The sequence below is a fragment of the Paraburkholderia domus genome (assembly GCF_905220705.1).
Taxonomy (GTDB): domain Bacteria; phylum Pseudomonadota; class Gammaproteobacteria; order Burkholderiales; family Burkholderiaceae; genus Paraburkholderia; species Paraburkholderia domus.
Genome location: NZ_CAJNAT010000009.1, coordinates 175,324 through 200,752 on the forward strand (window position 1 = coordinate 175,324; position 25,429 = coordinate 200,752).

Below are 25,429 nucleotides of genomic sequence, written 5' to 3' on the forward strand. Positions count from 1 at the left end.
TTCCGCCTGTCCACATTCTCGTCGCATGCGTGCGATTCCGCTTCGTCTGCTTATCAGTAGAACTTGCCTTATCGCGATCGATGAGCCGCGCAGTTGTTCCGTCGCCACATGGCGTCCGTCTTGACGCAGATGCTGTTTTCACCTGGAGCCATTGATCAATCATGGAAATTTTCGATGCATTCCACCTTGCCAGGTTGCAGTTTGCGTTCACGGTTTCGTTTCATATTATTTTCCCCGCGATCAGTATCGGCATGGCGAGTTTCCTCGCCGTGCTGGAATGGCGCTGGTTGCTCACCGGCGACGTTGCCTACAAGGACATGTTTCTGTTCTGGTCGAAGATTTTCGCGGTCGGCTTCGGAATGGGGGTGGTATCGGGTGTGGTGATGGCCTACGAGTTCGGCACCAACTGGAGTGGATTTTCCAGCTTTGCCGGCAACATTACGGGGCCGCTCCTGACCTATGAAGTGCTGACGGCGTTCTTTCTCGAGGCCGGCTTTCTCGGCGTCATGTTGTTCGGCTGGGAGCGTGTCAGTCCACGCGCACACTTCTTCGCCACGCTCATGGTGGCGGTGGGCACGCTCATTTCCACATTCTGGATTCTCGCGTCGAATAGCTTCATGCAGACGCCGCAAGGATTCGCCGTCGAGAACGGTCGGATCGTACCGGTCGACTGGATGAAAGTGATTTTCAACCCGTCGTTCCCGTTTCGCCTCGCGCATATGACCATCGCCGCGTTCATTGTCGCGGGCTTCATCGTCGCCGCCTGCGGTGCGTGGCATCTATTGCATGGCCGGCGCGACAAACCTGTCACGCGTAGTTTTTCCATGGCGCTCTGGATTCTGCTTTTCCTCGCGCCGATCCAGATTGTGGTGGGCGATGCGCACGGCCTCAACACACGCGAATATCAGCCGGCCAAGATCGCTGCGATCGAAGGGCTGTGGGAAACCGAGAAGGGCGGTACGGCGCTCAATCTGGTCGGCCTGCCTGACATGGATGCGGAAGTGACGCGCTACACGATCCAGATACCGCACCTGGGCAGCCTGATCCTGACTCATAGCTGGAACGGAGAGATCCGCGGGCTTAAAGAGTTTCCGCCGCAGGACCGCCCGTACTCGCCGATCATATTCTGGACCTTCCGGATCATGGCGGGTCTGGGCATGTTGATGCTTTTGACGGCGCTGCTCGGTTTGCTGCTCAGACTGCGCGGCCGCCTCTACGAGACGCGCTGGTACCAGGTCCTCGTGCTGTGCATGGGACCTTCCGGAATTGTGGCACTTCTGGCCGGGTGGATAACGACGGAGGTCGGCCGCCAACCGTGGACGGTCTACGGTGTCTTCCGTACAGTGGACTCCGTCTCGCCGGTCAGTTCGCAGCAAGTCGGCGTTTCGCTGCTGATCTTTGTACTGGTGTATTTCCTGGTGTTCGGCATGGGGTTCTACTACATGATGAAAATGATGAAGCGCGGACCGGAGGAGCATATCGACAGCGGCAAGTCGCGCAGGTATCCGGTGCTGCGCAATCGCCCGCTCGACGCGCTGGAAGGAGAGTGACACCATGCAAATCGATCTCCCTGTCGTGTGGGCCGCTATCATCGGACTCGGCGTTTTCATCTACGTGATGCTGGACGGGTTCGATCTCGGCATCGGTCTGCTGTTTCCGTTCTTCGAGGAGAAAGGCGATCGGCAAGTGATGCTCAATACCATCGCGCCGGTCTGGGACGGTAACGAGACGTTCCTCGTGCTCGGCGGCGCCGGGCTTTACGGGGCGTTCCCCGTGGTCTATTCGACGCTGCTGCCGGCGAACTATCTGCCGCTGATCCTGATGGTCGTGGGCCTGATCTTCCGCGGGGCAGCCTTCGAACTGCGTGCCAAGGCCGTGAGGACCCAGCATGCGTGGGATCTCGCCTTCATTGGCGGTTCCGCGCTCGCGGGGCTCTGCCAGGGCATCGTGCTGGGCTCGCTGCTGCAAGGCATCAAGATCGTCGATGGTCGTTTCGCCGGCGGCCCGTTCGACTGGCTCTCGCCGTTTAGCCTGTTCTGCGGAATCGGTGTGCTCTGCACGTATGCGACGCTCGGCTGCGGCTGGCTCATCCTGAAGACCGATGGTGAACTGCAGCGCAAGATACGCGAGGTGATGCGGCCGCTCGTGAGCATCCTGCTCGGGGTGATGGTCATCGTGAGTCTCTGGACCGTGATCGGCTTGCCGGCGGTGGCGTTTCGCTGGTTCGGGAGCGGCAATCTCGGCTGGTTCCTGCCGGTGCCGATTCTTGTCGTCGCCTGTGTATGGGGCGTGTTCCGTTCGATTCGGCTGAAGCACGAAGCAACACCGTTCCTTCTCGCGCTCGCGCTGTGCTTTCTCGGCTACAGCGGCTTGCTCATCAGCATCTGGCCGAACATCGTTCCGCCGTCCCTGACGATCTGGGAAGCCTCGTCGAGCCACTCGAGCCAGTTGTTCGCACTGGTTGGCACGGTGATTGTGTTGCCGATCATCCTCGTCTACAACGTGATGCAGTATCGCGTTTTCCGCGGCAAGGTGCGGGAAGGGGACGCCGGCTACCACTGAGGGTGACGGCGCAATCAGACTACCAAAAAGAGCACATCATGATAGTAAGACCAGGGGAAAACTGGTTCCGGCTGCTGTTTATCTGGAACGGGTCCGTGTTGCAGTCGATTATTCCGCAGCTGGTGTTCATGGCGATCGTCAGCAGTGTTGCTGTCCTGACGCAAGGGCGCATCTTCGGCGAGAAAATCCCACTTAATACCGCGCCGTTCACGTTATTCGGCCTCGCGCTTGCGATCTTCCTTGCGTTCCGCAATAACGCAAGTTACGAGCGGTTCAATGAGGCGCGTCATCTCTGGGGCAGCATCCTGATCTCGGCGCGCGCGCTGACGTCGCAAATGCTGTGTTACGTGCCACGAGGCGATCACAACGTTCATATGGCGCATACACTGATTGCGACCGTGTATGCGCTGAAGCACCAGTTGCGCGGAACCGACCCGACTCCTGATCTCCTGCGCTTTCTTGGACGTACGCGAACCGAGGCATTGCAGCACACCTGCTACAAACCGACGGCGTTGCTCAATGACATTCGTCGTGACTTCGCCGATCTGCACGTTCGGGGATTGATGTCGGATACGAAGCTCTGGATGGTCGACGCGCAGATCAACGAGCTGGGACGGACTGTAGGAGGATGTGAGCGGATCGCATCCACGCCCATTCCGTTTGCCTACAGTGTGCTGCTTCACCGTACCGTCTATGCCTATTGCGTGTTGTTGCCGTTCGGTCTTGTCGATTCAACGGAATTCTTTACGCCGCTTCTTTGTGTTTTCATTTCGTATACGCTGATTGCGCTCGAAGCGATTGCCAGCGAAGTCGCCGAGCCGTTTAGTCTCGCACCGAATGCGCTAGCGCTTGACGCCATGACCCGCAACATCGAACGGTCGGTTCTCGAACTATGCGGATGTGAACTTCCCGCCGAGGTCGTACCGGTGCGCTCGTACCAACTGACTTAGGGTGCGTTTTTTGACGCATCCGGTCAGTCTGCCCAGTGGTACGCGCGTCTGCCTCGCCGTCGCACCGGAGACGACGCATCGAACTGTACCCCTGGAAATCCGTGCAGACTGTGCGTCCCATACGCAGGGCCGACGCACTATCCTGCGAGAAGGTCGTGCACAGATCGTCGGCTCTTCCGATCAGAATAAATGACTGCCGTCGCTCTGTATCCCGCCGCACGCCGTCCATTTACGGATAGATCGTGAACATCATCGACCACTCTATACTCGCCGATACGGCATCCCGCGATAGCGGATCCGCCGGCGGTGTCACGTCCACGCTCGACAAGCTCAACCGCCCACTGCGGGATTTACGTCTGTCCGTCATCGATCAATGCAATTTCCGCTGTACTTACTGCATGCCGCGGGACACCTTCGGCACAGACTACCGGTTCCTGCCGTCTTCGGAACGCCTCTCGTTCGAACAGATCCTTAAGCTCGCGAAAGCGTTCGCGCTGCTCGGGGTGGAGAAGATACGCATCACCGGCGGCGAGCCGCTGCTGCGGCGCGGGCTCGAATCCCTGATCGAACAGCTCGCGAAACTGACCACCGAAAGCGGCAAACCGATGGAGCTCGCGCTGACAACAAACGGCTCCTTGCTCGCTGCGAGGGCGCGCTCGCTGCGCGACGCCGGCCTCGGCCGCGTGACGGTGAGCCTTGACGCAGTGGATGACGCTGTATTCCGCCGGATGAGCGACATCGACATGCCCGTGTCGCGGATACTGGACGGGATCGAGACCGCGCGTGCAGTGGGACTCGCGCCGATCAAGGTCAACAGCGTGATCGAGCGAGGCGTCAACGACAGCCAGATTCTGCCGCTCGTGCGGCTGTTCAAGGGCACCGGCGTGGCCGTGCGTTTCATCGAGTATATGGACGTTGGCGGCGCGGCCGGCTGGTCGAATACGAAGGTGATCACGGCTCGCGAGACGCGCGACATCGTCGAATCGGCGTTCCCTCTGGTGGCTGTCGTCGTTCGTGAGAAGACGGGCACTGCCGTCAACTATCGCCATGCCGACGGCACAGGCGAAGTCGGATTCATCGCGAGCGTATCGCAACCCTTCTGCGGATCGTGTTCGCGCGCTCGCGTATCGGCTGACGGTCAATTGTATTCGTGCCTTTTTGCCACCCAGGGCACGGACCTCAGGCCCTGGCTCACCGATACCGCCTCGGTCGAGCAGTTGGCAGTGGCCGTCCGCAGCCGGTGGATCCAGCGCGACGACCGCTATTCCGAGCTTCGCTCGACCCAGCGCAGGACGGGACCCGGGAAAGTCTATCCGACAGTCCGCATGTCGCTGGTCGGCGGTTGACGCCTCGCCAGCCCTCGCGAAGCAGACTCAGACCAGCGTGCCGCTAACGCGCGCACATCGCGACGAGCTTGCCCACGGTAATCACCGCCTGTTCGATTTCGCTCGACCAGGGGCTGCTGTAATTGAGGCGGATGAAGTTCCGATAGGTCGTCTCCGAGACCGAGAACATGTAGCCAGGTCCGATGGTGATACCCTGGTCGAGAGCGAGGTTGTAGAGCCGCATCGCGTCGACCTTGAGCGGCAGTTCGATCCACAGCACGTATCCGCCCGCAGGGTTGGACATGCGCGTCCCTTCAGGAAAGAAACGCGAGACGGTTGCCTTCATCAGGTTGGCCTGCTGCGCATAGGTCCTCCGAACCCTTCGCAGATGATGCTCGTAACCATCGCGCTCAAGGAATTCCGCAATCGCCATTTGCGGAATCGTCGGAGAGGTCAGCGTGTTCAGAAATTTGAGTTTCTCGACCTGATCGCGATAACGGCCCGGCAGCGCCCAACCAATCCGGTAGGCTGCCGTGAGCGTCTTCGAGAAAGAGCCGCAGTGAAGTACCAGCCCCTTCGTATCGAAGGACTTCAACGTGCTTGGGTGCGTGCTGTCGAAGTGCAATTCATTGTAGACACCGTTCTCGATGACCGGAATGTCCCGCTTCGTCAGGAATTCCACCAGTTCGCGCTTGCGTTCGTCGGGCATCAGAAAACCCAGCGGATTCTGGAAATTCGGCATGACCATGCAGGCTTTGATGGTCTGCGACTCCACGATCGAGGCAAGCGCCGCAATATCGATGCCGTGCTCCGGATGAGTCGACACCTCGATCGCTTTCATGCCCATCCGTTCGATTGCATGGAGCATCGCGTAGAAGGTCGGTGACTCGACGGCGATCACGTCGCCCGGCTTCGCGACTGCCTGAAGGCACAGATTGATCGCCTCAGTCGCGCCGACCGTGATGATGATCTCGTTTGGATCGACGGCCATGCCGTTCTCGAGGTAGCGACGCGCGATCTGGCGCACGAGTGCCGCATTGCCGGGTGGGAGCGCGTCCGTCACGCCCCAGCGCGTCTTGCCCCGTCCCGCATCGTAAGCGTAGCGGTTGAGCTTTTCGAAGGGAAACAGACCTGGATCGGGGTAGGGCGAACCGAGCGGCACGGCATCGTCGACACCGATTGAGCGCAAGGTGGAAAGCACTAACCGGCTGACGTCGACCGGCGACGATATCGGGATCGGTTTCGATGGCCGGAGTTCGAGCGTTTTCCGTTCGCCTCCGACGCCCCGAAAGTTGACGAAATAGCCGGACTGGGGCCTGGCCGTTAGCAAGCCACGGCTCTCGAGCAGCAAATACGCGCGGATGACCGTCGTCACGCTGAGCCGATGCTGCTGGCTGGTCTGCCGTACGGATGGGAGGCGTTCGCCATGACCGTACACGCCTTGCCGGATCAGCTTCTCGATGTCGTCGGCAAGCTTCTCATAGAGATTCATCGGACGATTCCCTTAGTGTTTCGCTGCCATAAGTTGTACCGGTCTCTCCGATGGCTTATACGCGTTCGCGCCGCTGTGCTGCCGCCTGGTGCCGAGATCGTAGCAGAACTGTACTGACGCGAGCCGGCCCGATTTGTGCACTCTACGACCGATGGCCCCGCCTTAACCTTTACTCCATCGAACGAACATTGCCTGGTCCCCAAGTTGGGATCTTTCGACGCGTAACGGTTGGTTTGAATTACGCGCGATCGGCACACAGGGAGGTTGGGCACCATGAATCTGCTAGAAGCCATGCGTATTTACGTCAGGGTGGTTGAGCGAGAGAGTATCTCCGGCGCGGCGAGGGACCTTAATATCGGGCAGCCGGCCGCAAGCGAACGCATCGAGCGGCTCGAGAAGTACCTCGGGTGCCGGCTCCTGCTGCGCAGCGCACGCGCTTTCAATTGCACGCCCGAAGGCGTCATCTTCTACGAGCGCAGCAAGCGGATTCTGCACGCCGTGGAACAGGCAGTCGCCGAAGTGTCGAGCGACGAGCAGGATCTGAAGGGCACGATTCGCATCGCGGCACCTCACTGTTTTGGCGAGACGATCGTGCCGGAGGCGTTGACGCTGGTGCGCGCAGCCTATCCGCAACTGGATCTGGAACTGGTGCTGAACGACCGGATCGTCGACCTCGTGACGGAGGGCGTAGACATTTCGTTTCGTCTTGGCCAGCTCGGAGAAGGGGCATTCATTGCCCGTCAGCTTGGTCAGGTCGGACGTGTGCTCGTTGCAGCACCTGGCTATCTGAATCAGCACGGCCCGATCACTGAACCGTCTGAGTTGATGAAACACCCGTTCATCCGGGTCCAGGGCATGTTCGGCACGGAACAGTTGCCGCTCAGACACATGGCGACCGTGGTGGAGAGTGCGCCGATCCGTACCGCAATCAAGACCAGTCATTGGCGGCCCATGTATGAAATGATCCTCTCGGGCGCCGGCATCGGGGTGCTGGAAGAGCCGGCGTGTGTCGATGCGCTAGCAGACGGCAGACTGGTCCACGTACTGCCGGAATTCGAGGTGCTGCCCTTCGATGTGAATGTACTGATCCAGGCGCAACGTCCGGTACCGCCGCGGGTACGGATGATTGTGACGATGTTAAGAAAGTGCACTTCGGAAATCCTGGAGAGAGTGCACGTCGACTGCGGCGAAGTGACAAGTCGCTTTGAAGTACTTCCCGACGAGGCTGTGTCAGCGCTTCTGAAACCGTCGTTGCGGGCCTGAGCCCCTAAACCGATAGTAGGAATCGGAAATGAACGTGTGGCAGCTTTGACCGGGATCGCTATCTCTTTTAGGCAGAGGGCCGGAGCAAGCGTTCTACATGGTTGGAACGATCGGCGAAGCCTTTGAAAAGGCCAAACCGATCATGTAAATCGATGCATCGTCAGATGCTCATTCCGCTTGCGGCAACGACACCGACGCCTCGCTCGTCAGCATCAGGAATGTCAGTGTCTCGCACAGATAGAGGCGCACTACCGTGTCGGTATGGCTCACATAACCGATCGACAGCTCTTCGCCCAGGTGTAACTCGAAATCGCCGCCGCGCATGGATACCACGCTGCCGCCTGCGAGCGCGGGCGCCCAGATGATGTCGCCATTCACGATCCGCTTGATGTGCTCGATAACCGGATAGCCCTGATCGCGCGCCTCGCCGAGCGCCGTGTACGCATCGGCGCCGAGCAGCACGGAGTAGGGCCCGTCGACACCGGCAAGCCGCAGCTGTTCGAGCGCATTGCTAATCGTGTTCGGATAGTCGCTGACGTCGGCCGGCAGCGCGAGCGGCGGATTCGACGAGCCTTCGCGAATCCCGTCTATGTCCGCAGCCTTGTATCCATCGAAGATCGCACGATCTTCGGCATAGGCGAGCTGCTTTGCTGCTTCCTTCGCGGGCTGCCAGTCTGCATCTTTCGCGCCGCGCACGACGCTGTCGATCGCTTCGCGCTGCAGCTCGAACGGCACCGTCAACTGAACGAGGCGCTTCACCTCGGACAGTTTCGCCGTGACGCCCGCCTGCGGTGCGGCGATCGCGATCTGGTGCCCCGTGCCGACGCCGGACAGTTCCGTCCCGCCGGGACCCTTGACGTCAACCACCCGACGGCCGGCGACGCTGCGCTTGAAAGTGCGCGCCACTTCGTCTTCGATCTGCGACCAGGCGGCGCGGGAGATTGGAGCAAGCTCGCGATGCAGGTTATTCATGTTGAGAGATTCCCTTGAGAGAGCCAATATTCAGCGAGCCGTCGTGACGCGGCTCGGCGGACGAAGACGCATCGGACCGCGGCTCGACAGCGGCGGCAGCTTGCGGATCGCGATCTGCGAGCGCGTCGAGCAAGGTGGCCGACGGGACGAAGAAGAGGCCGCCCGTGACCGCGCGGCTGTAGTCGAGCAGCCGGTCGTAGTTACCCGGCGGCCGGCCAACAAACATGTTCTCCATCATCTGCTCGATCGGCTCGGGCGAACGGGCGTAACCGATGAAGTAGGTGCCGAACTCGCCCATGCCGGGGCGGCCGAACGGCATGTTGTCACGGAGGATTTTCACTTCCTCGCCGTTCTCGGTGATCGTCGTGAGCGAGCTGTGCGAACACGACGGTTTGACCGCTGCGTCGAGCTCGATATCGGCCAGTTTCGTGCGACCGATAATGCGTTCCTGAGTTTCGACCGAAAGCGCGTTCCAGCCATTCATATCGTGCAGGTACTTCTGCACGATGACATAACTGCCGTCCTCGAATCCGGGATCTTCGTCGCCGATGAGCGTGGAGTCGACGGCCTTACGCCCCTCCGGATTCTCGGTGCCGTCGACGAAACCCACCATGCTGCGCAGATCGAAGTTGCGAAAGCCATGCACTTCGTCGACCACGGAGACCGCATTGCCGAGCCGTCCTACCAGCTGCGTGGCGAGCTCGAAGCAGAGATCCATCTGATCCGCGCGGATGTGCAGCAGGATATCGCCCGGCGTACCCACGGCGCGGCGTTCGCCCTCGCCGAATTCTCGAAAGGGGTGCAGGCATGCTGGGCGCGGGGCGCCGAACAGCGTGTCCCACACGTCGGAGCCGAAGCCGACAACGCACGACAGGTTGCCGGAGGGGACGCGCTTGCCGACGGAGCGCACCAGGGCGGCAACGTCGCCGCACCACGCGCGCACTTGTTCAGCAAGGTCCTGGTCACCCGTAAAGGTTGCGACGATGAAGATCGCGCTACGGGTGATGTTATTACATACGGCTTGCGGTTCTTGAATGTCTTTAGGCATCGGATTGAATGGGGATAAACCGTCATTGATTCCAGGAATGGAGCGAATGCCTCTCCGCCTTCGTAATTGCCTGCCTGAGGTACCCGAGATGTTATACCGGCCAGGCACCTTATGGAAAGTGCACAAAGGCCTTCAGTGAGTTCGAATGCGGCGTCTCGAAGCCGGACTGACGATCAGATTGCGTTTCGCATGCTCGCTGGCTGACATCGTGCAAAGCGCCGTCAGGCGAGGTCGTGCGCCGATAGCGTTGGACATCATTTTGTCGCAAATGTCTGCCTCTCCTTCAATACTTCATATCGGGCCCGGCGGCCTTTTATTCTCCTGTCATATCGTTACCATCCGTTTATCCGCTGACGCTAATAAGGCGGTGTCAAATAATTCGCATTGCGAATGGAGGTTGGGTGCGGTGAATCTGCTCGAAGCCATGCGCATCTACGTCAGGGTGGTTGAGCGTGGGAGTATCTCCAGCGCGGCAAGGGACCTCAGTATCGGGCAGCCGGCCGCGAGCGAACGCATCGAGCGGCTCGAGAAGTACCTTGGCTGCCGGCTCCTGCTGCGCAGCGCGCGCGCTTTCAATTGCACACCCGAAGGCGTCATCTTCTACGAGCGCAGCAAGCGGATTCTGCACGCCGTGGAGCAGGCGATCGCTGAAGTAACGAACGAAGGGCAGGCGCTCAAGGGAACGATTCGCATCGCGGCACCCCATTGCTTTGGCGAGACGATCGTGCCTGAGGCGTTGACCCTGGTGCGTGCAACCTATCCAGAACTGGATCTGGAACTGGTCCTGAACGACCGGATCGTCGACCTCGTGACGGAGGGCGTAGACATTTCGTTTCGTCTTGGCCAGCTCGGAGAAGGGGCGTTCCTTGCCCGTCAGCTTGGTCAGGTCGGACGTGTTCTCGTTGCAGCGCCTGGTTATCTGAGCCAGCACGGCCCGATCACTGAACCGTCTGAGCTGGTGAAACACCCATTCATTCGGGTCCAAAGCCTGTTCGGCACGGACCAGTTGCCGCTCAGACACGTAGCGACCGTTGTGGAGAGCGTGCCGATCCGCACCGCAATCAAGACCAGTCATTGGCGGCCCATGTATGAAATGATTCTTGCGGGTGCGGGCATTGGGGTGCTGGAAGAGCCGGCGTGCGTCAATGCGCTCGCAGAGGGAAGGCTGGTCCGAATCCTGCCGGGTTTCGACCTGCCGTCATTCGAATTGAATCTCTTGAGTCAGACACAACGCCAGGTCTCCGCGCGAGTACGGTTGATTGTGATGATGCTAAACGCTTGCACGCCGGAAATTCTCGCCAGGGTGCGCGCGGAGATCGATGCTCACTTCGACCGATACCACGCATCGGAAATAAACAAATGGCACGCGCTGCGAAAATCACTATCTTTGATAGACAACGTCAGTGAGTCGAGGAGCTTTCAAATGGCACAACAGTTGATTGTCGCGGTATTCGACAGCGTGGACGTCGCCGAAAGAGCCGGTCGGGATTTCAGGAATTTTGAGGAAAAGGACCTTGGTTTCAAAATCGAGAGTGGCGTGCTGGTTCAAAAGGACGCCGCAGGCAAGCTGATCCTGCTCGACAAGCAGACGCGGCCGTTTTGGGGGACAGTGATCGGTGCGCTAACGGGCGGCTTGATCGGAATGCTTGGGGGACCGGTTGGGGCGATGCTTGGCTTCACGATAGGGGTGAGCGGGGGACTGGCTGAACACGCGATCAAGGACACGCTCGACGACGATCTGGTCGCATCGATATCCAGTAAGCTGGCCCCCAACCGTGTGGCGTTCATTCTCGAGGCGCAGGAGGCGTCACCGTTTGAAGTCGACAATATCGTGCTCGGTTATGGTGGGAGCGTTTTTCGCAAACCACTTCCCTGATCGCGAGCGCGGAGCGCGCGGATGCGCATGGATGTAGACTTCAGAACAAACCAGACGGGTGGCGCCCAAGATATTCGCTGACAACAGCGATGCCGGCATCCGTGCAGCATGGTTCGGTCCAGGCTTTGCCGTGAGCATTCTTCAGGAGTATCCGGACATGACCCTCCCTACCAACGAAGCGATCACCCGTGAAGCGATTGAAGGGATCTATCATGCCTTCGAGCAGAAAAGCGTCGCGTTGTTACGAAAGGTCGTTACGCCTGATTGGGAATATATTCCCGAGCCCGTCGGGGCGGCGCCAGGACCTGAGCAGATGGTTCAAATATTCGCGAACATCGCCACGGCGCTGCCGGATATGAAAATCACCCTTCTGGACGTGCTGATCCATGGAGACCGGGTGGGCGTTCGTGCAGAGGTCAGCGGCACTCAAAGCGGGGAGCTACTTGGTATTGCTGCCAGTTCCAAACACATTAGTTTCGCGATTCACTCTTTCCACCAGATGCGTGGAAATTTAATTGCCAAGACATGGCACCTCGAAGACTGGCTATCGGTGTTCCGGCAACTTGGACAGTTACCGTCAACGCTCGAGCGGTCTTGAGTCGTATCAGGATGGACGCATAAGCGCCGAGAAAAGTGTCAATGCGAGTGATGCATTGCTGCCGCGACCAGAAGATGAAACGGGAGCACGAGTAGTGCCGTCCCGCCGACGCCGAGCAGCCACAATGCAACGAACCATAGCAGCCCGTGGCGAGACGTCTTGCGGGTATCACGGCTTGCTTGTGACATGGCATGTCTCCTGTCGACATAGGCACTAGATAAAAACGACGCTGGCGCTTGTTCCATTTGGTTGATCCATTCTAGGCGAATGGACTGCCCGAATCCATCTAAAAGCAAACGGAGCGAGGCGCGCCGAAGGATTGACCTTCGCCGCGCCTCGCTCCGTTTGAATGCTTCAGATGCGTGGGTGTTCTGGATACGTTACCCGCTCCAGAGGCCTCAGAACCGGTGCTGAATCCCCGCCGTCACACCCGTTTGCGTATCCGCCGCGCCGGTCAGATCGCGCGACAGGCTGACCGCATTGTCATGCTTGGCCATCGCATAACCGCCCGCCATATACAGCACCGTCCGCTTCGACAATGCGTATTGCGCGCGCAGCGAGAACAACGTCGGATCGGCGTCGCTCGCGTCCTTGATGTCCTGATGGTAGACGGCGGCAAACAGCGAGAAGAAAGGCGTCACGTCGTATTGACCGCCGAGCCAGTACATATCGCTGCGCAACGTCGGCGCGGCAGTGTGGAACGTACGCCGATAGTTGCGATACCCGGCCATCGCCTTCACCGCGCCGAAGTCGTAGCTCAAGCCTGCGTGAATGCCTTGAATGTAGTTGGTGGTATCCGCGGGCGTCACGCTATCGTTGGCGCCGTTCTGCCGGTCGAACGTAGCGACGACGGCAAACGGTCCGTTCTCGTAGCCGAGACCAAAGTCGTATTTGGAACTCGACTTCATGCTGCCCGGCACGTTGCCGAAACCGTACATGGCGCCGAGCTTGAAGCCGGAGAATGTGCCGTCATAGCGCACGGCGTTAGACGAGCGGGAGAACAGACCGTCCTTGCGACCGCCCGTCGCGGTGGATGACGTCGCCCACGAGTAGTTCGGCGCGTAACCCATCGGGTCGAACTGCAGCATGTAGTCGTAGGTGGTCGTGAAATTGCGGCCGAGCGTGATTTGCCCGAAGCGGTTTTTCAGGCCGATCGTAGCGCGGCGGTCGAAGATCGCGCCGGTGCTGTCGTCGAACTGGCCGTTCGCGATGTTGATGCCGCTCTCCAACTGGAAGATCGCCTTCAGTCCGCCGCCCAGGTCTTCGACACCACGCAGGCCCCAGCGCGAGGTGTTCTTGCCGCCTGAGACGAGGCGCGTGGCGCTGCCGTCCTTGCTCGCGTGATTCACGTATTCGACGCCCGCATCGACGATCCCGTATAAGGTCACGCTCGATTGCGCATGCGCCGTTGCTGCAAATCCGGCGAGGCCGGCGCACGTCACGCCGAGGGTCGCCTTCGTCATACTCCACTTCATCAACAGTCTCCTGTGGTTGGTTTTTTTGCTTCGGTTGGGGATACGGTGCTGCTGAGGCCATCAACGCGTGCTAGCTCGCCTGTGCGAAGGCCCAGCAGTCGTTGGCGGGGAATTCGATCCAGTGGCGGCCGGCCGTTCGCGGCACGTGGCCGAAGGCGCGCAGGCGCAGATCGCCGCAATGGAACAGGTACTCCCAGCGGTCGCCGAGATACATCGACGTGATGAGCTCCGCCTCGAGGCGGTTTGCGCCCGGACCGTCGGCAACCTGCACGCGCTCGAGGCGAATGACGGCCTGCGCGTTTTGCCCGGTGGTGAGCGCTTCGCGCGCCTGAGCCTGTAATTGCCAGCCGTCCCCGGCGAGCGTGACGCGTTCGCCGTCGACTGCCGCAACGCGCGCGTCGATCCGGTTATTGCTGCCCATGAACTCGGCGGTGTAAAGCGAGCGGGGCGCGCCATACAGTTCGGCCGGCGTGCCTTCCTGCTCGATGCGGCCGTTGCGCAGCAGCAGGATGCGATCGGACATCGCCATCGCTTCGGTCTGGTCGTGCGTGACGCACAACGCGGACAGGCCCAGCGAAACGATCAGTTCGCGCAACCAGGCGCGCGCTTCTTCACGCAGCTTGGCATCGAGATTCGACAGCGGCTCGTCGAGCAGAATGACGGGCGGGTTGTAGACCAGCGCCCGCGCAATCGCCACACGCTGTTGCTGGCCGCCGGAAAGCTGATACGGGTAGCGCGCAGCGAGATGGCCGAGGCCGAGTTGGTCGAGCGCAGCCTGCACACGCTTTTTTTGCTCAGTGCTCGACACGCGCCGCAGCTTCAGTCCATAGCCGACGTTGTCCGCCACGGTGCGGTGCGGCCAGAGCGCATACGACTGAAACACGAGACCGAGCGAGCGTTGCTCGACCGGCAGATCGACTTTAGATTCACCGTTGAAAAACACCTTGCCGTCGAGTTCGATACGGCCCGACGAGGGTTGTTCTAGTCCCGCGACTGCGCGCAGCAGCGTGGTCTTGCCGCTTCCCGACGCGCCCAGCAGGCACACCACTTCGCCGGGGTTCAATTCGAACGACACGCCCTTCAGGATCGGGTTGTCGCCATAGCTGAGAAATAGGTTGTCGACCGAGAGCTTATCCATGCAATTTCACTCCGAAGCGCAGGGCGACGCCGAGTCCGACGCCGACCATCGCGATGTTGATGACAGAAAGCGCCGCGACCTGATCGACTGCGCCAGTCGCCCACAGCGACACCAGTAGCGCGCCGATCACTTCAGTGCCGGGCGAGAGTAAATAGACGGCGGTCGAGTATTCGCGCTCGAAGATCATGAAGATCAGGAGCCATGCCGCGAGCAGGCCGAAACGCACGAGCGGCAGCGTCACGTCGAGACTCACGCGCGCCCGCGTGCCGCCGACGCTGCGTCCCGCTTCTTCGAGTTCCGGGCCGACTTGCAGCAGCGCGCTTTGAATCAGGCGCATGCCGTACGCGAGCCACACCACCGTGTACGCGATCCAGATGCTCCACATGGAGTTCTTCAGTTCCTTCAGGCCCGGCACGAAGAGAAAGATCCACAGGAACGCGAGACCGGCGAGCAGGCCGGGCACCGCGCGCGGCAGCAGCACGAGGTAGTCGAGCAGGCGCGTCGCCCAGTCGTTGCGGCGATGGCCTGCAAAGGCGACCAGCGAATAGAAGCCCACCGCAAGTGCGCCGCCGATCACGCCGATGCCGAGCGTATTGAGAATCGCGCGGACCAGGTTGTCCTGTTCGAACAGTTCGGTGAAATTGGCGAGCGTCAGCACTTCGGCAAGGTTCACGCCTTCGCCCCAGTTGGTGACGAATGCACGCAGCGTAATGCCGGAGAGCGGCACGAACACCGTGAGCAGCAGCCACAGCGCGACGATCGCCAACGCAACCCAACGCCATGCGCCGAGCGGCAGCACGGTCTGACGTCCCGCTTTACCCTTGACCGTAACGAAGCGGTTCGCGCTCTTCAGTAAGCGTCGTTGCAGCAGCACGAGCGGGAACGTGATCGCGACGATACACACGGCGACCGCGGCCATCAGGTGATACGAAGGCACGCCGAGCTTGTTGGTGAGCTTGTACAGATACGTTGCCAGCACGAGGTGGCCTTCAGGGTCGCCAAGTACGAGCGGCAGGCCGAACACTTCGAAGCCGAGGAAGAACACCAGCACGCCGGCGAACAGCAACGCGGGCAGCGTCATCGGCAGGCTGACGTCGAGTGCGACACGGAACGGCCGCGCACCCGCAACGCGCGCCGCTTCTTCGACATCAGAGCCGAGATTGCGCAGCGCCGCCGACGAATACAGATACACGTGCGGCACATGCGTGAGTCCGACGATCACGGTGATCGCGAGAATCGAGTACACGCTCCATGGCGCTTCGGCGGTGCCGAACAGTTCCTTCCACCAGACCGAATAGAAGCCGACCGGTCCAGCCGCGACCACATAGCCGAACGCGAGCACCATCGGCGAAACGAACACGGGGGTGAGCAGCAGCGGTTCGAGCCAACGGCGGCCAGGCAGATCCGTGCGCACCATCAGAAATGCGAGAATCCCGCCGAGTGGGATCGAGATGAACAGCATCCCGCCCGCGATGATGAAAGAGTTCTTCAGCGCGGACCAGAAGTCGGGGTCGCTGAAAATGAATTCGAAACCGGCAAGACCAAGCGTGCGTTTGGCGTCGAAGAACGGCGCGTTCAGCACGCTCTGGAACAGAATGAAGCCGAGCGGCAGCGCCACCGCGACGGTCAGCACCGCGACGACGAGCCAGCGCAGCAGCCCCGCAAACGGCTGCAGACCGCCGCGCGGCAGCGCGCCTATCGTGCCGCCGTCGACCGCGAGTGGTGGTGCGTCGCGGTGTCCGGTTGCGCTAGTGGAAAGCATGAGTGTCCCCCTGCAGCGTAAAAGCCGCATATCGACAGGTAGTGAAGGAAGGCGTGGCGTCCGCGCGTTTCAGCGCCGACGCCGTCAGGTCAGTCGAGGCTTAGCGTTTGATCGACTGTTGCCATTGTTTGAGGAATTCAAGCCGCTTGGACTGGTCGAGGTAGACCAGCAGGCCGGCGCCGATCGGGATCGGCTTGAGCGAGTCGCCGAGCTGCTTCGTCAGACCGGCCATCGACGTTTCACCTTCGACGTCAGCGCGAATCGAGAACAGGCTTGCCTGGTTGGCGAGCAAGGTTTGACCGCGTTGCGAGAGCAGGTAATCGACCCACAGCTTCGCGGCATTCGGGCTTTGCGCCTTCTTCGAAATGGTCACGAGGCGGCTCACCACCAGCGTGTAGTCCTTCGGGTAGACGTAGCCGATCGACGGGTCTTTCTTCGCTTTGCTGAGCGCGTATGAACCGAGAATGTTGTAGCCGATCAGGTTCTCACCCGAAGAAATGCGCTCCATCATCGCGCCGGTACTCGATTGCAGCTTCGGACCGGTTGCGCCCATTGCTTTCACGAGGTCCCACGTGACTTGCGGATTGACGCGTGCGTCTTGCGTCAGATAGTTGAAGCCGACGCCGGACTTTTCGATGTCGTACGTGGTGACTTTGCCCTTGAACTGATCCGGCTTGCTTTGCAGCAGCTTGATCAGATCGGCGCGCGTTTGCGGCACGTCGCCCGCGGGCAGGAGGCGCTTGTTGTAGACGATCGCAAGGGGCTCATACGTGGTGCCATACGCCTGCTTCTGGTACTGCGCCCATTGCGGCAACTGCTTCGCTTCGGGCGATTCGTAGCTGGCCATCAAACCGTCGTTGACGAGCTTGACCTGCAGGTCCATCGCCGAGCTCCACAGCACGTCGGCGCTGGTGCTGCTGGCCGCGTTTTCGCTGATGTAGCGGTTGTACAGCTCGGTGCTGTTCATGTCGTTGTATTCGACCTTGATGCCATACAAGCTTTCAAAGTCCTTGATGAGTGGGCGTACCAAGGCCGTGTCCGTGACCGAATAGACGATCAGCTTGCCTTCCTTCTTTGCCCCGTCGACGGTGGCCTGATAGTCGCTGGGATAACCGGCCGGAAAGGCGGCCCATGTTGAGTTTGCGGCGAATGCAACGGCTACGGCGAGATACTTCAAAGAGATTTGCACGTCTTCCTCCAGAAAACATTGTGTTTGTTTTGTGTAGGCGAATGGTAAGAGAGGCGTGCTTTCTGAATGCTTTCAGTTTTCGAAAGAAATGCGTCACAATGGTCGAATTCGCCTCATGGATTTCCCTGGGATTCTGTTTATGCGTGTGCTGCTTGTCGAAGACAATCCAATCCTTTCCCGCTCGCTGACCGATGCGCTGACCGGCGCGAAACTCACCGTCGACTGCATGCATGACGGTGAGTCCGCCGACCATGTTTTGCGCACGCAGGACTACGCGCTGGTGATTCTCGATATCGGTTTGCCGAAGCTTGACGGCCTCGAAGTGTTACGCCGTCTGCGCGCACGGCGTAACGCGGTGCCGGTATTGATGCTGACGGCGCATGGTTCGGTGGAGGAACGCGTGCGCGGCCTCGATCTCGGCGCCGACGATTACCTCGCCAAGCCCTTTGCGCTCACCGAACTCGAGGCGCGTGCGCGCGCATTGTTGCGCCGGAGTCATGGCCAGGAGCCGCTGCATGCGCAATGCGGCACGCTGCTTTACGACAGCGTCGACCGCGGTTTCACGCTCGATGGCGAGCCGCTCGCGTTGACGCCGCGCGAACGTTCAGTGCTCGAGGTGCTGATCCTGCGCAACGGCCGCGCGATCAACAAGGACACGCTCTCGGAGAAAATCTTTGGACTCGATGAATCGGTGAATGCCGACGCCATCGAAATCTACGTGCACCGCTTGCGCAAGAAACTCGAGCGCAGTTCGGTCGGTATCGTGACGCTGCGGGGGCTCGGCTATCTGCTGGAAGCGAAGGACGCATGACGCGGCCGAATCTGCGCGTTAGCGTCGCGCTCTGGTTGTTGCTGCCGCTGCTTCTGCTGCTCGCCTTCGACGCATGGCTGACGTATCAACGCGCAATGAATGCCGCACACGTGGCCTTCGATCGCACCTTGGAGTTTTCGCTGCGCTCGATACGCGACGGCATCCGTTTGCGCGACGGGCAGATCGAAGTCGACTTGCCGTATCTCGCGCTGGAGATGTTCGAATCCAACGGCGGCGGCAACATCTACTACCAGATTCGCGAGGAGGGTGGCCGGGTGGTGACCGGCTATCCGGATCTGCCGTCAGGCACGAAGGCGCCTGCGGATCCCTACAGCGTGCAGTTTTATGACGACATGTTTCGTGGCCGTCCGCTGCGCATCGCGATGTTGCGGCTGCCGGTTCACGACGTGCCGAGCGCGCAAACGCGCGTGGTGCTGGTGAGCGTCGGCGAAACGATCGAGCAGCGCCAGGCGTTGGCGCGAGAGATTCTGACCGGCTCGTTGCAGCAGGAATTCTTGCTGGTCGTGCTCGCGTTAGGGATTGTGTGGCTGGGTGTTGCACGCGGCTTGCGGCCGCTGAACCGGTTGTCGGCCAAAGTCGCCGCGCGTGCTGAAGACGATCCGACGCCGCTCGATACGGTCGGCCTGCCGAGTGAAGTCGCGCCGCTGGTCGATTCGATCAATCAGTACATCGGCCGCACGCAGTTGATGCAGTTGTCGCGCCGGCGATTTTTTAACGACGCCGCGCATCAATTAAAGACCCCGCTTGCGGTCATTCAGGCGGAATCGGAACTGGCGCTGCGCGATATCGACGGCGGTGACGAGGTCTCGAACGGCAGTCGCCGGCAAGGGGTGCATTTGCGGCGGCTGAATCGTGCGGTCCAGCAGGCCGTGCGCATCGTGCAGCAATTGCTCTCGCTCTCGCGGCTCGATGCGGACAGCGGCTATACCGTCAAGCATGCCGCCGTGCCGTTGCATAAAGTGGCGCGCAGTGTGACGCTCGACTGGTCGCCGGTGGCGCGCTCGCGTGGCATCGATCTCGGCTTCGAACAGGACGCACGTATCGACGTGATGGGTCAGACCGATCTGCTTGCGGAACTGGTCGGCAACCTGATCGACAACGCCATTCGTTATTCGGGTGACGGGGCTGTGATTACCGTGCGCGTCGCGTGCGAAGGTGAGCAGCCGCTGCTGCAGGTGATCGATAACGGGCCGGGGATTGCCGTCGGCGAGCGCGATGCGGTGTTCGAGCGGTTCTATCGCAGCGAAGCGACGCAGGCTGTCGAGGGTAGCGGCCTGGGTTTGTCGATTGTGCGGGAAATCGCGCGTGTGCATGGCGCGCTGATTGCGTTGAGCGACGCGCCTGGTGGCGGACTTGTAGTCAGCGTGCAATTTCCGGCGCTAAGGGTCGCGTGACGATCACGCCGCGACTCGCAACCGCAACGCTATGCGCGGATAGTGAAGCGCTGCGCGTAAGCCTTGGACGCCGTGTCGCTACCCCACACCTGACCGTCGATTAGCACTTGCGAACGCTCATCGTTCGGCACCGCTATGCCGACGCGCGCGGCCGCTTCGCGATACAACTGCGTCTGATTGATTTGCGCCGCGATTTCGGCGTAATCCGCGCGCGCGTCGATCATGCCCCAGCGTTCGAACTGCGTGAGGAACCAGGCACCGTCGGCGGCGCGAGGGTAGTTCACTGCACCGTTGTCGAAGAACCGCATGGGCAGGCGCTGCGGCGCCGAGGCTGCGATTTCGTTGCCGAATCGCGCCGCGATCAATGCTTCATCGATACCGATGAATTCAGGCCGCGCGAGCCAGCGTGCAATTTCCTCTCGATGACCCGCACCGTCGAGCCAGCGGCACGCTTCGAGCATCGTCTGCACGAGGGCCCGCGCGGCGTTCGGATTGGCGCTCACAAAATCTCGCCGGCATGCCAGTACTTTCTCGGGATGATCGGGCCATACCTCGCTCGTGTAAGCGACCGTCCTGCCGACGCCTTGCGCCTCTGCCATCGCATTCCACGGCTCGCCGACGCACAGACCGTCGAGCCTGTCTTCGGCGAGCGCGGCGACCATTTGCGGCGGCGGAATCACGACGCTCTCGATCTCGCGCAACGGATGCACGCCTTGCGACGCGAGCCAGTAGTACAGCCACATCGCGTGCGTGCTGGTGGGAAAGGTCTGCGCGAACACCGGCTTGCGGCCGAGCGTCGCCAACGCCTGGCGCACTGTGCCGTGCTTGGCCAATGCATCGGCGAGACGGTTCGACAGGGTGATCGCCTGGCCGTTCTGATTGAGCACCATCAGCACGGCCATATCCGTTTGCGGACCGCCGAGGCCGAGTTGCACGCCGTAGACGAGCCCGTAGAGCACATGCGCCGCATCGAGATCGCCAGACAGCAGTTTGTCGCGCACGGCGGCCCATGAGGGCTGCCGGCACAACTCGAGCGTCAAACCATGGGCGTGGCCGAATTCGAGCAGCTTCGCGGCGACGAGCGGCGCGGCATCGGACAGTGCGACGAAACCGAGCCGCAGATGGGTTTTCTCGAGCGGCGCAGGCGCGGACGATGGGGTGAGGGGGGCAGGAGAGTTCATGAGCAGCGCTTCATTTGAGCGAGTCGGCCGACGCGACGATGGCGCGCGCGACTTCGGCGAGTTTGACGCCCTGGTTCATTGCGCGCTTGCGCAAGGTGGCGTACGCGGCGTGTTCGGTGATCTTCTGTTGATCCATTAGCAGGCGTTTGGCGCGGTCGATCACCTTGCGTTCGGCGAGTTCGCCCTCGACTTGCGCAAGGCGTTCGCGCAATTGCGACTCCTGCGCAAACCGTGCGAGCGCAACTTCGAGAATCGGTGCGAGCCGCTCCGTAGCGAGGCCTTCGACGAGGTAGGCTGTGACGCCCGCACCGACCGCATCGCGGATCAATTGCTGGTTCGCGTCGTGACTGAACATCAGCACCGGACGTGGCGCGGTGGCGTTCATGACGGCGAGCTGTTCGAGCGTGTCGCGCGACGGCGATTCCGTGTCGATGATGATGACGTCCGGCCGCTCGCTCTGAACCACGCGATGCAGCGCTTGCGGCGTCGCCGTAGAGGCCAGCATCTCGTAGCCGAGCCGCGCGAGGGCGTCGCGCAGATCGCCTATCGGCTTGTCGGTATCGGTGACGAGGAGAACACGCAGCATGGGGTGTGGTTTGTCGACGGCTGGCTACTGATAAAGCAATAGGTATGCCAGTGGACGGGGCGCTGGGATGAAAGGTGCGCAATCACGGACTTACAAACGGGGTGGGTAATAGGGGCTGCACACGCGTGGGGCATGCGAGGGGTATGCACCGAAGCGGCGCGCGTCGTGAGCACGAGGCGGTGGTAGTTCCAGACACGGTCAACGCCATGACTCATAGCTGCGCGGCGAAAATAGAAAGCTCACCAGAATCATCATAGTCACGCCGGTGAGGAGCATTGCCCACGTGGTCGAAAACGAGCCACTCATTGACCGAAGCGCGCCAGCAAACATCGGCGCAATTGCTGCGACTACGAACCCGACACCCTGAGTAAACGCAACCAGCCTTCCTGCGACGCGATGATCGGCCGAATGATCCATGGCTGTGACGAGCGTCAACGAGAAGGTCCCGCCAAGTCCGGCGCCGGCAATGCCGACCCAGACTAACGGCGCCGCATCCGGCCACAAGATCAACCCAAGCAACCCAATGAACTGGGCAGACAGACCTAGAACCAACCATGGCCGCCGATCCCGAAACGACGCCGCGGCCAGCGGAAGCAATAGAGCCGCTGCGGCCTGAAACACCGTCATGCTCGCAAGCAGCGAACCGCTATCCGCAACACTCACGCCTCGCTGCTGGTAGAACGCTGGCAGCCACGCGACGAGTGTCGTATAGCCACCGTTGACGATTCCGAAGTAGAGGCCAAGCGTCCACGCGCGCCGCTTGCGCCACAGCGGAAGCGGCGCAGGGCTCGCAGGAACGGGCTGCGCCGCAGTGCCAGTCGACGGCTGAAGATTCAAACCCAACCAGCAGATCAGTGCGATCAAGGCCGGAATAGCCCACACCGCGAGCCCGGCATGCCACGACCCCATCGCGTTGCTCACCCACGGACTCAAGCGCGCCCCGAGCCCGCCGCCTCCCATGATCGACGCGGAGAAAACCCCCATCGCCAGCGGCACCCGCGCGTGGAAACGCTGCTTCATGACAGCGGGCAGCAGAGCCTGAATCGCCGCGACGCCGACGCCCGCCAGAGCCGCCGTCAACAGCAAGGCCGCGCCGCTCGCAGTCGCCCAGCGCGCGCCGCAAGCCAGTGCGATCGCCAGTAAACCGAGCGCAACACCGCGCGTTTCGCCGATCAGCCGGGTTAGCGCGCCGGCGCCGAATGCACCGATGCCCATCGCGACAACCGGCAGGCTGGTCAGCAACGACGCGCCGTAAAAGCTCAGCCCGGTTGCGTCGCGAATCGTCGTCATCAGCGGGCTGATCGACGTCAGCAAGGGCCGCAGATTGACACCGATCACCACAACCACACCTAACCATAACGCGTCACGCCACGTGAGCGCGTGCGATGCGGGGTTGGCGTGAGTTGCGGTCGGGCTGGCGCTGGAGTGCGAATTCACAATGGACCTGAATGTGAGAGTGGGCGGCGCCTTGCGAGCGGGAGGAGGACGTTGCGCGACCGGCGGCAAGACGGGTAACAAGGCTCGAGCAGGGTGGAGAAAGACCGTGCTAGACTGTTTTGGTCAACCATAATAACCTAAAATGGTTAACCATTTTTCTGATGTCTGGTATAAGTCCACGAGCCCGCTGATGGCGTCTGCCAGCCCGCGTCGCTACAATGCCGGGCGATATCGCTCCGTTCTCCATCACTGAATTCATGGCCTCCCGTTCCTCGCAGGCGCCGTCCGCCGACGCCGGCATAAGCATCCGCAGCGCATCCGAAGACGACTCGATCAGCGTCGAAGAGCGCATTTACGCATCGATTACCGCGGCGTTATTGCAAGGCCGTTTGCGGCCGGGCGCGCAACTGGTCGAGCGCGATCTCGCGGCGGCATTCAGTTGCACGCGCGGCGCGCTGCGCAAGGTGCTCGCGCGGCTGGGTTTCGAGGGCAAGCTGGTACTCGAGGCGAATCGCGGCGCGTTCGTGCCGTCGCCATCGGAAGAAGACATTCGTCAGGTGTATCGCGCCCGGCAGATTGTCGAGGCGGGCATCGTCGCGGCTTTGTGCGGGAGCTTGAGTGCGGCTCACAAGCGCCGCCTGCGCGCCCATGTGCGCAGCGAAGAGAGGGCGTCGCGCGCCGGTGCAATCGAGGAATCCGTGCGGCTCGCCGGCCAGTTTCACGTGCTGCTGACGGAACTGGCGGGTGGTACGGAATTGCTCGGCCTGGTTGGGCAACTCGTCGCGAAGACCGAGTTGTACAAGGCCTTGTTCGACCCGTCGAAGGGTTCGACCTGTTCAGCGGACGAGCACATGCAAATCATCGAAGCGCTCGATGCGGGAGACCTGCGCACGGCGCTGGCGGCGATGCGCGAGCATCTTTCTGAGTTGGAGGAGCGGGTGGTTGAGCAGGTACGCAAGAGCGCCGCCGGAGAGGATCTCGGTGCGGTGTTCGGGGCGTAATAAGAAGCGGCTTAATGCGCGAAGGGCGCGAGGGTGCGAGACAGCCGGCTGCGGAAGGGCGCGCGGGGCGCCGAGGCGGGCGGTAGTTGAGGCTATGCGCAAGGCGATTCAGCAAAGCGATCGGCGAGGCAAAGCGCGCAACGGGTACAACTCATACGACGCCGCAGCGCGCCGCTCAGGCTCGAGTCATCGAGTCAAGCCGGAGGAGGCGCGCGAAAGGCTTCGCGAACAACGAACAGCAATGGGCCACGCAATAACCGTCAAGAAACGGTCAACGTGCCGCCAGCCTTAACGGCGACGGAATTGCGTATTGCGTGCGCCGCCGCCACCGGTGGCGCGCTCGTCTTTGTGACGGAAATTGATCCGGCCTTTGGTCAGATCGTAAACCGACAGTTCCAGCGTCACGCGGTCGCCCGCGAGAATACGGATGTGGTTCTTGCGCATGCGTCCGGACGCGTAAGCGCCAACCACGACGCCGTTGTCGAGCGTCACGCGGTAACGGCTATCCGGAAGTACTTCGTCGACGATACCGTCAAGTTCAAGCAGTTCTTCTTTCGCCATGCATAACTCCTGGTCGATGGGATAAGTGGGTGTTGGCCGTACGGCTAAGCCGCCTGGCGCAACATCTGATACGGTTGACAGTTGGCTTTCAGCCCAACTGTGTTGCGGTAACAGCGGATTTGCTGATAGTACCGCTCAAAGATCGGCGACGGACTGGCCGTCTACACGGCCGTCGATCAATTGCTCGGCGTGGGCCATGCACGCAATGCGCGCCTTGCCCGTGCCGTCGAACGGAAACAGATACTGCAGACGGAACACACGCCCGTCGGCTGCCGGATTGGCGCCCACGCGGCAGATGCGCACCGACGCGTCGTAGCCTGCGTCCGGATTGCGGCTCGTCTGACCGTCCGCCGGGCGGCGCGGATAGACGAGCGGGTGAATTTCGTAACCCTTGTACGTCTTGACAACTGAATTCATGAAGCACGTGTCCTGTATTACGTGGCCCCCGTGTCACGCGTGTTACGCGCGGCACAACAGGCCCGGCAGCGCAGCACCTTAGGGCGCGCCGCCATGGAAAAAGGTTGGCACAGGCCCGATGGCAAGGGCATGAGCGCGGCCGCGCAAAATCGCGGATTCGATGGAGAAGAAACACGCTGATGTCGCGCAGACATCGGGCGCGTAAATGAACCACTCAGCTGCACAACTCGCGACGGCGAATGCAGGCGGCGCATTGCCGGAGTGACGGGATCGCCGACAGGCAGCGGTCGAACAGTCGGGGGTGGTGCGGAGACGCCGATTGAAACTGCCGCTTGTACTGCTGATGCAGAATGCAGCTATTCCAATATGA

The 25,429-nt window shown here is 61.1% G+C and carries 22 protein-coding genes and 1 pseudogene; 10 read left to right on the forward strand and 13 right to left on the reverse strand.

All coding sequences use genetic code 11. The features are described 5' to 3' along the window. Window positions 1–161 precede the first annotated feature (161 nt). The 4 genes from KHO31_RS18350 to moaA all read left to right on the forward strand — a co-directional run bounded on the left by KHO31_RS18350 (window position 162) and on the right by moaA (window position 4,858). Window positions 162–1,550 carry a cytochrome ubiquinol oxidase subunit I gene (locus tag KHO31_RS18350; protein ID WP_201072494.1) on the forward strand — a complete coding sequence of 463 codons (1,389 nt, stop codon included), beginning with the start codon at window positions 162–164 and terminating at the stop codon, window positions 1,548–1,550. 4 nt (window positions 1,551–1,554) lie between these two features. Further along, complete coding sequence (cydB, locus tag KHO31_RS18355; RefSeq protein WP_201072496.1) at window positions 1,555–2,562, forward strand: cytochrome d ubiquinol oxidase subunit II; 1,008 nt, start codon at window positions 1,555–1,557, stop codon at window positions 2,560–2,562. Window positions 2,563–2,600: 38 nt separating this feature from the next. Next, window positions 2,601–3,512 carry a bestrophin family protein gene (locus tag KHO31_RS18360; RefSeq protein WP_201072498.1) on the forward strand — a complete coding sequence of 304 codons (912 nt, stop codon included), beginning with the start codon at window positions 2,601–2,603 and terminating at the stop codon, window positions 3,510–3,512. A 242-nt stretch (window positions 3,513–3,754) separates the two neighbouring features. Then, on the forward strand, window positions 3,755–4,858 hold the full coding sequence (gene moaA / locus KHO31_RS18365; protein ID WP_201139337.1) for a GTP 3',8-cyclase MoaA: 1,104 nt from the start codon (window positions 3,755–3,757) through the stop codon (window positions 4,856–4,858). Between the two features lie 43 nt (window positions 4,859–4,901). On the opposite strand, the gene KHO31_RS18370 is transcribed toward moaA, so the two are convergent. Then, window positions 4,902–6,329 (reverse strand): aminotransferase-like domain-containing protein, encoded by a 1,428-nt coding sequence (locus KHO31_RS18370; RefSeq protein WP_201072502.1) that lies wholly within the window; start codon window positions 6,327–6,329, stop codon window positions 4,902–4,904. Between the two features lie 273 nt (window positions 6,330–6,602). Between KHO31_RS18370 and KHO31_RS18375 the strand changes: the two genes are divergently transcribed. Next, window positions 6,603–7,592 (forward strand): LysR family transcriptional regulator, encoded by a 990-nt coding sequence (locus KHO31_RS18375; RefSeq protein ID WP_211623870.1) that lies wholly within the window; start codon window positions 6,603–6,605, stop codon window positions 7,590–7,592. A 168-nt stretch (window positions 7,593–7,760) separates the two neighbouring features. Here KHO31_RS18375 and KHO31_RS18380 read toward each other — a convergent pair whose 3' ends face one another. Further along, a complete protein-coding gene (locus KHO31_RS18380; RefSeq protein ID WP_211623872.1) occupies window positions 7,761–8,564 on the reverse strand; it encodes a family 1 encapsulin nanocompartment shell protein in 804 nt (267 codons plus the stop codon). Further along, window positions 8,557–9,612 carry a Dyp-type peroxidase gene (locus KHO31_RS18385; RefSeq protein WP_211623892.1) on the reverse strand — a complete coding sequence of 352 codons (1,056 nt, stop codon included), beginning with the start codon at window positions 9,610–9,612 and terminating at the stop codon, window positions 8,557–8,559. Before KHO31_RS18385 ends, KHO31_RS18380 begins: the two co-directional genes overlap by 8 nt. A gap of 406 nt (window positions 9,613–10,018) precedes the next feature. Here KHO31_RS18385 and KHO31_RS39345 point away from each other — a divergent pair. Beyond that, a pseudogene (locus tag KHO31_RS39345) lies at window positions 10,019–10,927 on the forward strand (LysR substrate-binding domain-containing protein); the annotation flags it as partial. Window positions 10,928–11,645: 718 nt separating this feature from the next. Then, window positions 11,646–12,086: an ester cyclase gene (locus KHO31_RS18395; protein ID WP_211623875.1), complete on the forward strand. Its 441-nt coding sequence runs from the start codon at window positions 11,646–11,648 to the stop codon at window positions 12,084–12,086. 38 nt (window positions 12,087–12,124) lie between these two features. Here KHO31_RS18395 and KHO31_RS18400 read toward each other — a convergent pair whose 3' ends face one another. The 5 genes from KHO31_RS18400 to KHO31_RS18420 all read right to left on the reverse strand — a co-directional run bounded on the left by KHO31_RS18400 (window position 12,125) and on the right by KHO31_RS18420 (window position 17,650). Next, a complete protein-coding gene (locus tag KHO31_RS18400) occupies window positions 12,125–12,274 on the reverse strand; it encodes a hypothetical protein (RefSeq protein WP_201072509.1) in 150 nt (49 codons plus the stop codon). Between the two features lie 210 nt (window positions 12,275–12,484). Beyond that, window positions 12,485–13,561, reverse strand: coding sequence for a porin (locus KHO31_RS18405; protein WP_201085021.1), 1,077 nt, complete (start codon window positions 13,559–13,561; stop codon window positions 12,485–12,487). A 70-nt stretch (window positions 13,562–13,631) separates the two neighbouring features. Next, complete coding sequence (locus KHO31_RS18410) at window positions 13,632–14,699, reverse strand: ABC transporter ATP-binding protein (protein WP_201108316.1); 1,068 nt, start codon at window positions 14,697–14,699, stop codon at window positions 13,632–13,634. Further along, the gene (locus tag KHO31_RS18415; protein ID WP_201072515.1) at window positions 14,692–16,461 is read right to left on the reverse strand and encodes an ABC transporter permease; all 1,770 of its coding nucleotides are present in this window, start codon (window positions 16,459–16,461) and stop codon (window positions 14,692–14,694) included. The genes KHO31_RS18410 and KHO31_RS18415 overlap by 8 nt, the downstream gene beginning before the upstream one ends. A 100-nt stretch (window positions 16,462–16,561) precedes the next feature. Next, window positions 16,562–17,650, reverse strand: a complete 1,089-nt coding sequence (locus tag KHO31_RS18420; RefSeq protein ID WP_211623876.1) for an ABC transporter substrate-binding protein — start codon at window positions 17,648–17,650, stop codon at window positions 16,562–16,564. A gap of 139 nt (window positions 17,651–17,789) precedes the next feature. Between KHO31_RS18420 and KHO31_RS18425 the strand changes: the two genes are divergently transcribed. Both KHO31_RS18425 and KHO31_RS18430 read left to right on the forward strand, forming a co-directional pair. After that, window positions 17,790–18,461 (forward strand): response regulator, encoded by a 672-nt coding sequence (locus KHO31_RS18425; protein WP_201072995.1) that lies wholly within the window; start codon window positions 17,790–17,792, stop codon window positions 18,459–18,461. Beyond that, window positions 18,458–19,876: a sensor histidine kinase gene (locus KHO31_RS18430; RefSeq protein WP_201072520.1), complete on the forward strand. Its 1,419-nt coding sequence runs from the start codon at window positions 18,458–18,460 to the stop codon at window positions 19,874–19,876. Before KHO31_RS18425 ends, KHO31_RS18430 begins: the two co-directional genes overlap by 4 nt. Before the next feature lie 29 nt (window positions 19,877–19,905). On the opposite strand, the gene KHO31_RS18435 is transcribed toward KHO31_RS18430, so the two are convergent. From KHO31_RS18435 to KHO31_RS18445, 3 genes are all read right to left on the reverse strand, one after another. Then, the gene (locus KHO31_RS18435) at window positions 19,906–21,057 is read right to left on the reverse strand and encodes a CmpA/NrtA family ABC transporter substrate-binding protein (protein ID WP_211623877.1); all 1,152 of its coding nucleotides are present in this window, start codon (window positions 21,055–21,057) and stop codon (window positions 19,906–19,908) included. 10 nt (window positions 21,058–21,067) lie between these two features. Then, window positions 21,068–21,643 (reverse strand): ANTAR domain-containing response regulator, encoded by a 576-nt coding sequence (locus KHO31_RS18440; protein ID WP_201072525.1) that lies wholly within the window; start codon window positions 21,641–21,643, stop codon window positions 21,068–21,070. Between the two features lie 198 nt (window positions 21,644–21,841). Continuing rightward, complete coding sequence (locus KHO31_RS18445; RefSeq protein WP_201072527.1) at window positions 21,842–23,080, reverse strand: cyanate transporter; 1,239 nt, start codon at window positions 23,078–23,080, stop codon at window positions 21,842–21,844. A gap of 257 nt (window positions 23,081–23,337) precedes the next feature. Here KHO31_RS18445 and KHO31_RS18450 point away from each other — a divergent pair, with 257 nt between their 5' ends. Beyond that, window positions 23,338–24,081 (forward strand): GntR family transcriptional regulator, encoded by a 744-nt coding sequence (locus tag KHO31_RS18450; protein WP_201072529.1) that lies wholly within the window; start codon window positions 23,338–23,340, stop codon window positions 24,079–24,081. A gap of 288 nt (window positions 24,082–24,369) precedes the next feature. On the opposite strand, the gene infA is transcribed toward KHO31_RS18450, so the two are convergent. Both infA and KHO31_RS18460 read right to left on the reverse strand, forming a co-directional pair. Next, a complete protein-coding gene (gene infA, locus KHO31_RS18455; protein WP_012427521.1) occupies window positions 24,370–24,642 on the reverse strand; it encodes a translation initiation factor IF-1 in 273 nt (90 codons plus the stop codon). Between the two features lie 135 nt (window positions 24,643–24,777). Further along, window positions 24,778–25,059 carry a hypothetical protein gene (locus KHO31_RS18460; protein ID WP_035557986.1) on the reverse strand — a complete coding sequence of 94 codons (282 nt, stop codon included), beginning with the start codon at window positions 25,057–25,059 and terminating at the stop codon, window positions 24,778–24,780. Window positions 25,060–25,429 lie beyond the last annotated feature (370 nt).

Bases quoted from the DNA above. Each gene is read 5' to 3' on its own strand.
- KHO31_RS18395 (WP_211623875.1), top strand. From the start codon at position 11,646: ATGACCCTCCCTACCAACGAAGCGATCACCCGTGAAGCGATTGAAGGG.
- KHO31_RS18415 (WP_201072515.1), bottom strand. From the start codon at position 16,461: ATGCTTTCCACTAGCGCAACCGGACACCGCGACGCACCACCACTCGCG.
- KHO31_RS18460 (WP_035557986.1), bottom strand. From the start codon at position 25,059: ATGAATTCAGTTGTCAAGACGTACAAGGGTTACGAAATTCACCCGCTC.
- KHO31_RS18350 (WP_201072494.1), top strand. From the start codon at position 162: ATGGAAATTTTCGATGCATTCCACCTTGCCAGGTTGCAGTTTGCGTTC.
- cydB (WP_201072496.1), top strand. From the start codon at position 1,555: ATGCAAATCGATCTCCCTGTCGTGTGGGCCGCTATCATCGGACTCGGC.
- KHO31_RS18385 (WP_211623892.1), bottom strand. From the start codon at position 9,612: ATGCCTAAAGACATTCAAGAACCGCAAGCCGTATGTAATAACATCACC.
- KHO31_RS18360 (WP_201072498.1), top strand. From the start codon at position 2,601: ATGATAGTAAGACCAGGGGAAAACTGGTTCCGGCTGCTGTTTATCTGG.
- infA (WP_012427521.1), bottom strand. From the start codon at position 24,642: ATGGCGAAAGAAGAACTGCTTGAACTTGACGGTATCGTCGACGAAGTA.
- KHO31_RS18435 (WP_211623877.1), bottom strand. From the start codon at position 21,057: ATGAACTCTCCTGCCCCCCTCACCCCATCGTCCGCGCCTGCGCCGCTC.
- KHO31_RS18405 (WP_201085021.1), bottom strand. From the start codon at position 13,561: ATGAAGTGGAGTATGACGAAGGCGACCCTCGGCGTGACGTGCGCCGGC.
- KHO31_RS18370 (WP_201072502.1), bottom strand. From the start codon at position 6,329: ATGAATCTCTATGAGAAGCTTGCCGACGACATCGAGAAGCTGATCCGG.
- KHO31_RS18410 (WP_201108316.1), bottom strand. From the start codon at position 14,699: ATGGATAAGCTCTCGGTCGACAACCTATTTCTCAGCTATGGCGACAAC.
- KHO31_RS18425 (WP_201072995.1), top strand. From the start codon at position 17,790: ATGCGTGTGCTGCTTGTCGAAGACAATCCAATCCTTTCCCGCTCGCTG.
- KHO31_RS18375 (WP_211623870.1), top strand. From the start codon at position 6,603: ATGAATCTGCTAGAAGCCATGCGTATTTACGTCAGGGTGGTTGAGCGA.
- KHO31_RS18450 (WP_201072529.1), top strand. From the start codon at position 23,338: ATGGCCTCCCGTTCCTCGCAGGCGCCGTCCGCCGACGCCGGCATAAGC.
- KHO31_RS18380 (WP_211623872.1), bottom strand. From the start codon at position 8,564: ATGAATAACCTGCATCGCGAGCTTGCTCCAATCTCCCGCGCCGCCTGG.
- KHO31_RS18400 (WP_201072509.1), bottom strand. From the start codon at position 12,274: ATGTCACAAGCAAGCCGTGATACCCGCAAGACGTCTCGCCACGGGCTG.
- KHO31_RS18440 (WP_201072525.1), bottom strand. From the start codon at position 21,643: ATGCTGCGTGTTCTCCTCGTCACCGATACCGACAAGCCGATAGGCGAT.
- KHO31_RS18430 (WP_201072520.1), top strand. From the start codon at position 18,458: ATGACGCGGCCGAATCTGCGCGTTAGCGTCGCGCTCTGGTTGTTGCTG.